9 protein-coding genes are annotated in these 10,420 nt (G+C 69.4%); 5 read left to right on the top strand and 4 right to left on the bottom strand.

The features are described 5' to 3' along the window. Positions 1-45: 45 nt before the first annotated feature. The 3 genes from cbiB to GRF61_RS15130 are packed head-to-tail and all read left to right on the top strand — an operon-like array spanning position 46 to position 2,883. Entirely contained in the window at positions 46-990 is a 945-nt protein-coding gene (gene cbiB / locus GRF61_RS15140) for an adenosylcobinamide-phosphate synthase CbiB (protein ID WP_169151469.1), read from the top strand. Further along, positions 983-1,987 (top strand): threonine-phosphate decarboxylase CobD, encoded by a 1,005-nt coding sequence (gene cobD / locus GRF61_RS15135; protein WP_169151464.1) that lies wholly within the window; start codon positions 983-985, stop codon positions 1,985-1,987. Before cbiB ends, cobD begins: the two co-directional genes overlap by 8 nt. 32 nt (positions 1,988-2,019) lie before the next feature. Further along, positions 2,020-2,883 carry a cobalamin-binding protein gene (locus tag GRF61_RS15130; protein ID WP_211165995.1) on the top strand — a complete coding sequence of 288 codons (864 nt, stop codon included), beginning with the start codon at positions 2,020-2,022 and terminating at the stop codon, positions 2,881-2,883. Positions 2,884-2,901: 18 nt separating this feature from the next. Here the strand turns inward: GRF61_RS15130 and GRF61_RS15125 are convergent, their stop codons facing one another. Further along, a complete protein-coding gene (locus GRF61_RS15125; RefSeq protein ID WP_169151462.1) occupies positions 2,902-4,050 on the bottom strand; it encodes a M48 family metallopeptidase in 1,149 nt (382 codons plus the stop codon). A gap of 310 nt (positions 4,051-4,360) precedes the next feature. Here GRF61_RS15125 and GRF61_RS15120 point away from each other — a divergent pair, with 310 nt between their 5' ends. Further along, entirely contained in the window at positions 4,361-6,001 is a 1,641-nt protein-coding gene (locus tag GRF61_RS15120) for a DEAD/DEAH box helicase (protein WP_169151461.1), read from the top strand. A gap of 18 nt (positions 6,002-6,019) precedes the next feature. On the opposite strand, the gene rquA is transcribed toward GRF61_RS15120, so the two are convergent. From rquA to GRF61_RS15105, 3 genes are all read right to left on the bottom strand, one after another. Then, positions 6,020-6,763 (bottom strand): rhodoquinone biosynthesis methyltransferase RquA, encoded by a 744-nt coding sequence (rquA, locus tag GRF61_RS15115; RefSeq protein WP_169151460.1) that lies wholly within the window; start codon positions 6,761-6,763, stop codon positions 6,020-6,022. A gap of 159 nt (positions 6,764-6,922) precedes the next feature. Beyond that, positions 6,923-8,623 (bottom strand): 2-isopropylmalate synthase, encoded by a 1,701-nt coding sequence (leuA, locus tag GRF61_RS15110; protein ID WP_169151459.1) that lies wholly within the window; start codon positions 8,621-8,623, stop codon positions 6,923-6,925. Positions 8,624-9,071: 448 nt separating this feature from the next. After that, on the bottom strand, positions 9,072-9,440 hold the full coding sequence (locus GRF61_RS15105) for a BON domain-containing protein (RefSeq protein WP_169151458.1): 369 nt from the start codon (positions 9,438-9,440) through the stop codon (positions 9,072-9,074). Positions 9,441-9,650: 210 nt separating this feature from the next. Between GRF61_RS15105 and GRF61_RS15100 the strand changes: the two genes are divergently transcribed. After that, positions 9,651-10,418 carry an MBL fold metallo-hydrolase gene (locus GRF61_RS15100; RefSeq protein ID WP_169151457.1) on the top strand — a complete coding sequence of 256 codons (768 nt, stop codon included), beginning with the start codon at positions 9,651-9,653 and terminating at the stop codon, positions 10,416-10,418. The last annotated feature ends 2 nt before the right edge of the window (positions 10,419-10,420 follow it).

Below are 10,420 nucleotides of genomic sequence, written 5' to 3'. Positions count from 1 at the left end.
CCGATACACCCACCATTACGCGCCAACCCCGCCGCCAATCCGCAGATGTCCGCCTTCGCCCTCCTCGTCATCAAGCTCGCCGCCGGCCTGCTGGCGGACCGCCTGCTCGGCGAGCCGCGGCGCTGGCATCCGCTGGTGGGCTTCGGTAACTGGGCGAAGGCCATCGAACGCCGGCTGCGGCGCCCGGGCGACAGCCATCGCCGCGAACTCGCGCTCGGCCTGCTCGCCTGGCTGGCCGCGGTCGCGCCCTGGGTGGGCCTGGCGCTGGCGCTGCGCGGCCTGCATCCACAGGCGCACTGGGCGGTGGACATCCTGCTGCTCTACTTCGCCCTCGGCGGCCGCAGCCTGGCCGAACATGCGGAAGCCATCGCCGCGCCGCTGGCTGCCGGCGACCTGCCGCAGGCGCGCGACCGGGTGAGCTGGATCGTCAGCCGCGACACCCGCGCGCTGGACGAAGCCGGCGTTGCCCGCGCCGCCACCGAATCGGTGCTGGAGAACGGCAACGACGCGGTATTCGGCACCCTGTTCTGGTTCCTCGTCGGCGGCGGCCCGGCTGCGCTGCTGTTCCGCCTCGCCAACACGCTGGACGCGATGTGGGGCTACCGCAACGCCCGCTACCTCGCCTTCGGCCGCGTCGCCGCCCGCACCGACGATCTGCTCAACGCCCTGCCCGCCCGCCTCACCGCCCTCACCTACGCCCTGCTCGGCCGCACCCGCGCCGCGCTCGCCTGCTGGCGCAGCCAGGCGCCGGCCTGGGACAGCCCCAACGCCGGCCCGGTGATGGCCGCCGGCGCCGGCGCGCTGGGCGTCGCCCTGGGCGGCGCCGCGATCTACCACGGCCAACTGGAACAGCGCCCACCGCTGGGCGGCAGCCAGCCGCCGGACGCGGGCTCGATACGCGCGGCCGTCGCGCTGGTCCGCCGCGGCGTCCTGCTGTGGCTGGGCCTTGCCGCCCTGCTCGCGGTCATCCTGGAGCGGGCCGGTGCTTGAACACGGCGGCCGCCTGCGCGCCGCGGCGCAGACGCACGGCATTCCCCTGGAACACTGGCTGGACCTCTCCACCGGCATCAGCCCCTACGCCTACCCCGTGCCGCCAGTGCCGACCGCCGTCTGGCAGCGCCTGCCGGAAGAGGAGGACGGCCTGGAAGCCGCCGCCCGCCACTATTACGGTGCCGAAGCGCTGCCGGTCGCCGGCTCCCAGGCCGCCATCCAGGCCCTGCCCGACCTGCTGCCCGGCCGCCGGGTCACGTTGGCCCTGCCCAGCTACGCGGAACACGCCGCCGCTTGGGAAGCACGCATTGAGCACCGCTGCCCGGCGGGCGACGCCAAGGCCATAGAGCAGGTGCTGGACGACACCGACCTGCTGCTGCTGGTCAGCCCCAACAACCCCACCGGCCACCACCACCCACGCGAGCGCCTACTGGAGTGGCAGCGCCGCCTCGCCAGCCGCGGCGGCTGGCTGGTGGTGGACGAGGCTTTCATCGACTGCGCTGCGGACGGCAGTCTGGCCAGCGCGGTGGAGCACGCCGGCAATCTGGTGGTGCTGCGCTCGCTGGGCAAGTTCTTCGGCCTCGCCGGCGCCCGCGTCGGCTTCGTGCTTGCGCCCGCCGCGCTGCGCGCAGCGCTGGCCGGAAAACTGGGGCCGTGGGCCGTCAGCGGCCCGGCCCGCCATGCCGCGCGGGCCGCACTGAGCGACCGCGACTGGCAGCAGACCCAGCACCTGCGCCTCGCCAACGCCGCCTCCGCGCTGGACGAAGTCCTGTATGCCGCCGGCCTGCCAGGCGGAAACGGCTGCCCGCTGTTCCGCTGGGTGCCGCATCCCCGCGCCGCCGAACTCCAGCATGCCCTCGCCCGCCGCGGCATCCTGGTGCGCCACTTCCCACAGCCCGCCGGCCTACGCTTCGGCTTGCCGGGCGACGCCGCCGCCCTCGCCCGCCTGGCCGAGGCGCTGCATGAACTCCGCCCCCTGATCGAGAGCCCCAAGTGAGCCTCTGCTTCCGCCCCCGTACTGCCCTCGCCCTGCTTGCGCTGAGCGCCGGCCTGACCGCGACCACTGCCCGTGCCGAGATCGTCGTCACCGACGACGCCGGCCGCCAACTGCGCCTGGCCGCCCCGGCCAAGCGCATCGTCAGCCTCGCCCCGCATGTCACCGAACTGTTGTTCGCCGCCGGTGCCGGCGACAAGGTGGTGGGCGCGGTGAACTACAGCGACTACCCGGAAGCGGCAACGCGGCTGCCGCAGGTGGGCGGCTACAACAACGTGGATCTGGAAGCGGTGGCGGCCTTGAAGCCTGATCTGGTGGTCGCCTGGAAGACCGGCAACCGCGGCGGCAACCTGGACCGGCTCGCCGCGCTGGGCATTGCAGTGTACGTGAATGAGCCCCGCAGCCTGGAGGACGTGGCGAGTAGCCTGGAGACCCTGGGCCGCCTCGCCGGCACCCAGCTCAGCGCCTTCCACGCGGCAGCCGCTTTCCGCGAACGGCAGGCCATGCTGCAGAAGCGCTATGGCCAGCGGCCGCCGGTGCGCACCTTCTACCAGATCTGGAACCAGCCGCTGATGACGGTGAATGGCGAGCACCTGATTTCCAAGGTGATCGCGCTGTGCGGCGGCGAGAACGTGTTCGCCGGGTTGTCGCAGCTGGCGCCCACCGTTGGCACGGAGGCGGTGCTGGCGGCCAACCCGGAGGCCATCGTCGCCAGCGGCATGGGCGAGGCACGGCCAGAATGGCTGGATCAGTGGAAGAACTGGGACAAGTTGACGGCCAGCCAGCGGGGCAATCTGTTCTTCATCCCGCCGGAGCTGATACAGCGGCACACGCCGCGGATACTGGATGGCGCTTCGCGGCTGTGCGCCCAGCTGGAAGAGGCGCGCGCGCGCCGCTAGGCCGGAGAAAGCGCGGGATCAGGCTTCGCCGTCTTCGCGCACGGCGCGGCCCTTGCGCTCGCCGCGCAGCATGCGGCGCATGTCCTGCCACCAGGCGCGGTCGAACACCCACGCCAGGCTGGGCAGCAGCGGCGCGAAGTAGTGGCTGGCGGCGGAGGGCATGTCCTCGGTGGCGACCTCGGCGCCCACGCCCAGCGCGCGCAGGCGCTCGGCCAGCGTCGGGTGGAGGAAGTCGCCGTCGCGCTCGCTGTCGACCAGCGCCATCGCCGTCATCCTGGCCGCCACCGGGCGCAGGAAACCAGCCGCCACGCCCAGGCCCATCTCCCGGTAGGGGCGGATCGAAGGCTGGTTCTGCGCCGCGCCGTGAGCCATCACCATCGGCCAGTAGTCCTGGCTGAGGAAGCGCTCCTTCAGCGTCACCTCCACCAGCGTCTGGCCCAGCACCGCCGGGCCGACCATCTCAGCCGCCATGGCGTCCGCCTCGAACTCTTCCAGGCGGGACAGCCGCACCATGTCGCGGTAGTAGCGGCGGAAGGTAACGTCCAGCGACGGCGCCGCCACCGGGCAGACCAGGCAGGCCCGCTCCAACACCCGCAGCCACCAGGCGCGGAAGTGCGCCAGCCAGGCGCCGGCGCCCCTGCGCTGCAATGCGAGGTGGGAGAACTCGTGGGCCAGCACCGCGGCGAGTTGGTGGCGCGACAGGCTGTGGGCCAGCGGCAGGCCGACCAGCAGGTGGGTGCGGATGGGGCCAAAGCCCCCCCAGATCGCGCGCTGCACCACCGCGGCGTTCATCTCTCCGGTGATCCAGACACCGTGGATCTCCCCCGCGCCCAGCCGGCCGCCGATGCGGTCGATGAGGCGGTAGAAGGAGTCAGCCGCGGCGCGCGGCAGCAGGATGCCGGAAGGCGGTGGCAGCGGCACCCACAGCAGGTGCAGGGCGATCACGAAAAAAGCGCCGGACAGCAAGGCCAGCAATCCCCAGGCGAAAGCCAGGAAACCCAGGCCCTCGCCTAGCGCGTCCCAGGCCAGCCACAGGCCGGCCAGTTGCATCACGAAGGCACACGCCGCGAAGAAGAGCACCGCCGCCAAGCCGATGGCGGCTACCGTGCCCAGGCGCAGGGCGAGCCGCGAACGGATCGGGGATAAACGGGAAAGGACGGCGGGCATCGCTCGTCTCCAAGCATTTTCGGGACCGGAGCGGACTATAGCGTCCGCAGCGCAGCACAGATATTGTCCAAAAGCAATAGAGGCGTATTTTGTTACCCGCCTGTTACCTGCCCGTGATGCGCCCGCCGCACCGCCTCAGCGGCACTCCAACTCGCCACCGTGCGGCGAAACCGCTATCATTCGCCGCTTCCGCGGTCCTGGCCAATCGATCGCGGCTTCTTCTCAAACGACCCCTCCGGTCCCCTTTCCCGCCCGCCTCGATTGGTGTCTCTCGGCTTCGAGCGACAGGCCGTCGCTGGAGCACTGCTGCATGACTGCTGAACTCACCTTTGCCGGACTCGGCCTCGCCGAGCCCTTGCTGCGCGCAATTGCCGACACCGGCTACACCGCGCCCACCCCGATCCAGGCAAAGGCCATCCCCCTCGTTATCGCCGGCGGCGACCTGCTCGCCGCCGCCCAGACCGGCACCGGCAAGACCGCCGGCTTCACCCTGCCGGTGCTGCACCTGCTGTCCAGCCAGCCGAAGCAGGTCCAGCCCGGCCGGCCGCGCTGCCTCATCCTCACACCGACGCGCGAACTCGCCGCCCAGGTCGAGGAGTCGGTGCAAACCTATGGCAAGCATGTGCCGCTCACCTCCATGGTCATGTTCGGCGGCGTGAACATCAATCCGCAGATCACCGCGCTAAAGAAGCGGGTGGACATCCTGGTCGCCACCCCTGGCCGCCTGCTGGACCACGTCGGCCAGAAGACGCTGGACCTCTCCGGCGTCGAGATCCTGGTGCTGGACGAAGCCGACCGCATGCTGGACATGGGCTTCATCCGCGACATCCGCAAGGTGCTCGCCCTGCTGCCCAAGCAGCGCCAGAACCTGCTGTTCTCCGCCACCTTCTCCGACGAGATCCGCGAGCTGGCCAACGGCCTGCTGCACAAGCCGGGCTGCGTCGAAGTCGCGCCGCGCAATACCGCCTCGGAGCGAGTGGAGCAGGCGGTGTACATGATCGGCCAGAAGCAGAAGCGCGAGCTTCTCGCCTGGCTCATCAAGGAAAAGCAGTGGTTCCAGGTGCTGGTGTTCACCCGCACCAAGCACGGCGCCAACAAGCTGGCCGAATACCTGACCCGGCATGACATCCCGGCCGCTGCCATCCACGGCAACAAGAGCCAGGGCGCCCGCACCCGCGCGCTGGCCCAGTTCAAGGACGGCTCGCTGCCGGTGCTGGTCGCCACCGACATCGCCGCCCGCGGCCTGGACATCGACCAGCTGCCGCAGGTGGTGAACTTCGAACTGCCGAACGTGCCGGAAGACTATGTGCACCGCATCGGCCGCACCGGCCGCGCCGGCGCCGAAGGCCACGCGATTTCGCTGGTCGACTCGGAAGAGACCAAGCTGCTGGCCGCCATCGAACGCCTCATCCGCCGCCGTGTCGACCGCGCCACCGCCGAAGGCTTCGTGCCCTCGGCCACGCCGGAGCCGGCGGAAGAAGAACGTGGCGAGCGTCGCGGCCAGGAACGTGGCGGCCGCCGCGGCCAGGGCCAGGGGCAAGGTCAGCGCCAAGGCCAGGGCCGCGGTGAGAGCCGCGGCAACGGCGGTGGCGCCCGCCCGGCCGGCGGCCGTCCGAATGGCGAACGTGCCCAGGGCGACCGCCCCAATGGCGACCGTCCGCACGCCGGCAACCGCCAGGGCCGTAATGGCAACGGCAGCCAGCGCAGCGATCGCCCGCGCGGCGAGGTGGATGGCAACCGCGCCCCCGCCCAACGCCAGCGTGGCGAGATCGACGGCAACCGCGTAGCACCGCAACGGCCTGACGTGGATGGCAACCGCATCGACAACAGCCGTCGTCCGGATGTGAATGGCAACCGTGCCCAGCCCGCGCGCAACAATGGCGGCCGCGACGGCAACCGCGGCCAGCGCGCCGCGCTGTTCTCGGCCAAGCCGGGTAACGGCAACCGCTGAGCCCGGCGGCGGGCGCCCTCAGCCGGGGCGCTCGCCGACCACGATCTGGTACAGGCCGCCGAACAGGCTGCGCCTGCGCCAGACGAGCCCCCCGCCCAGCGGCGACAGCGTGGTGATGTCCGCCCGCAGCAGCGACGGCGCATACGGCTCCAGCCAGCGGAACACCGCCGCCATCACCGGCCGCAGCGGATTCCAGCTGGCGGGCTGGTGATAATCGACGAAGACGATGCGGCCTCCCGGCCGCAGCGCGCACAGCAGGTTGTGCACGATGCGCGCCCGCTCCGGCGCCGGCACTTCATGCAGCAGGAAAAAGCAGCACACGCCATCGAAAGGGGACTCCCCCGCCAGCGCGGCCTCGGTGGCGAGATCGCCGACGCGGACCTCCAGCCGGCATTCCCCGGCGGCCTTGCGCCGCAGGTTTTCGACCTGCACCGGCGCCACATCCACCACCTCCAGGCGGCCTTCGTCGCCCAGCCGGCGCGCCAGCCGCATCGAGAAATCGCCATACACGCAAGCGGCCTGCAGCACCCGCTGGCCGGGCTCGAATTCGGCCACGGCGGCCTGCATCAGCCGGTTCGCGTTGCCCCACAGGATGGCGTTGACCACCGGCATGCGATCCAGCAAGCGCAGGTTGCGGGGATTGAGATACGCCCAGGTGTAGGTGCGGGCGAGGTAGTCGGGGAGGGCATGGGTGGATGCCCTTGCGCGGGGCTGCTCGGCCGTGGTGCCGCGCAGGACGGGGTCTTCGGGTACCGGTTTCATGGGCAGAGCATAACCTCTGCCGCCCGGATGGAAAAAAGCCGGAGGCGACAATGCCGCCTCCGGCTTTTCTCTCGCGCCCCGCTTTCCTGCCGCCGACACGCCCAGGATGCGGGCGATTGCTAGCGGCCGGAATGCTGCCGGGCGATCCGCGGACCAGGCTCAGCTGCCGACCTTGGCCACCGCCGGCGCCGCGACCACGCCGCGAGCGGCAAGACGGTCGATGCCGGAGAGGATGGCGAGGATGGACGCCGTGACGATGTTGGCGTGGATGCCGACGCCGAAGGTGGCGCCTCTGCCGTCGCTGCCGGCCAGTTCCACGAAGGCCACCGCGCGCGCATCCGAGCCCTGGCCGATGGCGCGCTCTTCGTAGCCGAGCAGCACCGCACCAGCGTCGAGCGCATTCAAGGCCGCGTCTATCGGGCCATTGCCGACGCCGCGCAGCACCCGGCGCACGCCGCCCTCTTCCACCGTCAAGCTCACGCCCTGCTGGCCACCGTGCTCGGCGAGGTGGTGCTCGACATAGGCGAGCGGCGACTTCAAGGACAGGTATTCGGCCTCGAAGGCGCTCCAGATGTCGGCGGCACTGACCTCGGTGCCCGTCTCGTCGGTGATGCGCTGGATAGCGGAGGAGAACTCCACCTGCAGCCTGCGCGGCATCACCATGCCGTATTCGGTTTCGAGCAGGTAGGCGATGCCGCCCTTGCCGGACTGGCTGTTCACCCGAATGATGGATTCATAGCTGCGACCGAGGTCAGCCGGATCCACAGGAAGGTAGGGTACTTCCCAGATGGCATCCGGCTGCTGCGCGGCGAAGCCCTTCTTGATCGCATCCTGGTGCGAGCCGGAGAAAGCGGTGAAGACGAGATCGCCGACGTAGGGATGGCGCGGATGGATGGGCAGCTGGGTGCAGTGCTCCACCGTGCGCGCGACTTCGTTGATGCGGGAAAAGTCCAGGCCGGGATGCACGCCCTGGCTGTAGAGGTTGAGCGCCAGTGTGACGAGGTCCACGTTGCCGGTGCGCTCGCCATTGCCGAAGAGGCAGCCTTCGACGCGGTCGGCGCCGGCCATCACCGCGAGTTCGGCGGCGGCCACCGCAGTGCCGCGGTCGTTATGCGGATGCACAGAAAGCAGCACGCTGTCGCGACGGGCAAGGTGGCGGTGCATCCACTCGATCTGATCGGCATAGACGTTGGGCGTACTCATCTCCACCGTCGCCGGCAGGTTGATGATGCATTTCTTCTGCGGCGTCGGCTGCCACACCTCGATCACCGCGTTGGCGACCTCGATGGCGAACTCCAGTTCGGTGCCGGAGAACACTTCAGGGCTGTACTGGAAGGTGAAATCGGTTTCCGGCTGGCGCGCCGCCATCTCGAGGAAAAACCTGGCGCTTTCCACCGCCAATGCCTTGGTGCCGGCCTTGTCCTGGTCGAAGACGATGCGCCGGAAGTTGGGCGCGGTAGCGCTGTAGACGTGCACGATGGCGCGCCTGGCGCCGCGGATGGACTCGAAGGTGCGCTCGATGAGGTGCGGGCGCGCCTGGGTCAGCACCTCGATGGTGACGTCGTCGGGAATGTGGCCGCCTTCGATGAGCTCGCGGACGAAATCGAAGTCGGTCTGGGAGGCTGCCGGGAAGGCCACCTCGATTTCCTTGAGGCCGATCTCCACCAGCATCTTGAACATGCGCATCTTGCGCTCGCTGTTCATCGGCTCGAACAGCGCCTGGTTGCCGTCGCGCAGGTCGGTACTCATCCACACCGGCGGACGGGTGATGGCCTTGTCGGGCCAGGTCCGGTCGGCAAGCGGCTTGCCGCCGGGAAAGGGGTTGAACGAACGGTACTTGGTGTCGGGCTGCTTCAACATGGTCGATTCCTTTGCATTCGAGGTCGGACTGCGTTCAGTGCATGCGCGGCGGCCTGCGCGGCGGATTGGCTGCCGGACGGCCGTTGGCTCGTGGTCCGGCAACCGGGTCGCAGTCGTAGCAGGGAATCGAGGTTGAACATGGCTTGCTCCGGGAGGAAAACTTGCGCCACGTCACGCACCGAGCCCGAATGGACTCGGCCGCCCGACGGGGCGGCACAGGAAAACGACAGGAGGGGGGTATTTTTTAGCTGCGCGGGCCGCGCAGCAGCAGGCCCAGCGCGGGGAGCGCCGGCAGCAGCAAGAGAGCGAAGGAGATGGCCGGAACGGCCTTGCTCGCGTTCATGGGGCACAACCCTAGCCGATGGCCGACGGCGGCGTCAAGCGCGCCACCGCAGGCCGACGCGTATTCCTGCACGGACAGGCTGCGGACCGTGAAGTCCGCCACGCCTCATACCGGCCGTTCCGCTTCCGGCAGCGGCGGCCCCACTTCCAGGTAGTTCTGCACGCAACGGATGCCGCTGGTATCGGCCGCGAGGCTGCCGGCCAGTTCGACCATGGAACGGGAGCTGACCCGCCCCGAGAGCATGGCGACACCGCCGGTGACCTTGGCGTTGATCTTCTCCCGCAGCAGCACCTTGTTGAACTGCAGTTTGCTGCTGAGCTTCACGGTGAGGCCGTTGTCGCGGAAGAAGTTGATGTCCTCGTTACGTACCTCGCAGCTGCCGGCACGCTTGGGCGCGGCGGCGGCCGTCACGTCCGCCATCAGCAGCGGCAATGCGGCAACAAGGACAGCGGCATGGATTCTGATCATACGCATGGCAGGCTCCGGGGAAAGCAGGTCGTTCGACCCGGGCGGCAGAGTCTAGCAGCGCCCGCAGGGCTGAAATCGCGTCCGGCTGCGGCATTTGTAACGAAAGCTGCGGTATCTCCGTTGTAATAAATCCATTCGTCGGATAGGGTCTAACGCTTTCCATTCGGCGTATGTCGCAGGCAGCGCCGGCCTTCCCACCACGGAGACCATGCAAGGATGAGAAACGTCGAACTGTTCGACGACGGCAAGCACCGTTTCGTACTGTTGAATGAAAGCGAGCCGGGCGAGGAAGACGGCATCCGCTCCAACCAGTACCTGATCGTGCACGAGGGCCACGGCGCGCTGCTGGATCCCGGCGGCTTCGGTGTGATGCCCCAGGTGCTGGCCGAGATGCTCGGCTATGTGCGTCCGGAACAGGTCGGCACCATCGTGCTGTCGCACCAGGACCCCGACATCGTCGGCGGCCTTTCCACCTGGATGGAGCTGACCCGCGCCCGGGTGCTGGCCTCCCGCATCTGGCTGCGCTTCCTGCCGCATTATGGCCTGCGTGACATGTCGCGCTTTGTCGGCGTGCCCGACGAAGGCATGGACTGGGAGATCGCACCCGGCTACGCGGTGCGCATCGTGCCGGCGCACTTCCTCCACTCCGAAGGCCAGATCAACGTCTATGACCCGGCCTCGCGCATCCTCTTCAGCGGCGACATCGGCGCCGCCATGCTGCCCAACGAGCAGGACGACGCCTTCGTCGACGATTTCGATGCCCACCTGCCCTACATCGCCGACTTCCACCGCCGCTACATGTGCTCCAACCACGCCATCCGCTGCTGGCTGGACACCATCGCCGGGCTGGAGATCGACGTGATCGCCCCCCAGCACGGCCCGGTCTATCGTGGCGCGGCGGTGCCGGCCTTCCTCGCCTGGCTGCGGGAACTGCGCTGCGGAGTGGACCTGCTGCAGCCCGGCGGCCGCTTCGCGCGGGAGTAAGG

The organism is Azoarcus sp. TTM-91 (assembly GCF_012911025.1).
GTDB lineage: Bacteria > Pseudomonadota > Gammaproteobacteria > Burkholderiales > Rhodocyclaceae > Azoarcus.
This window is presented reverse-complemented; position numbering and strand designations above follow the sequence as displayed.

Bases quoted from the DNA above. Each gene is read 5' to 3' on its own strand.
- cbiB (WP_169151469.1), top strand. From the start codon at position 46: ATGTCCGCCTTCGCCCTCCTCGTCATCAAGCTCGCCGCCGGCCTGCTG.
- GRF61_RS15125 (WP_169151462.1), bottom strand. From the start codon at position 4,050: ATGCCCGCCGTCCTTTCCCGTTTATCCCCGATCCGTTCGCGGCTCGCC.
- GRF61_RS15120 (WP_169151461.1), top strand. From the start codon at position 4,361: ATGACTGCTGAACTCACCTTTGCCGGACTCGGCCTCGCCGAGCCCTTG.
- rquA (WP_169151460.1), bottom strand. From the start codon at position 6,763: ATGAAACCGGTACCCGAAGACCCCGTCCTGCGCGGCACCACGGCCGAG.
- leuA (WP_169151459.1), bottom strand. From the start codon at position 8,623: ATGTTGAAGCAGCCCGACACCAAGTACCGTTCGTTCAACCCCTTTCCC.
- GRF61_RS15105 (WP_169151458.1), bottom strand. From the start codon at position 9,440: ATGCGTATGATCAGAATCCATGCCGCTGTCCTTGTTGCCGCATTGCCG.
- GRF61_RS15100 (WP_169151457.1), top strand. From the start codon at position 9,651: ATGAGAAACGTCGAACTGTTCGACGACGGCAAGCACCGTTTCGTACTG.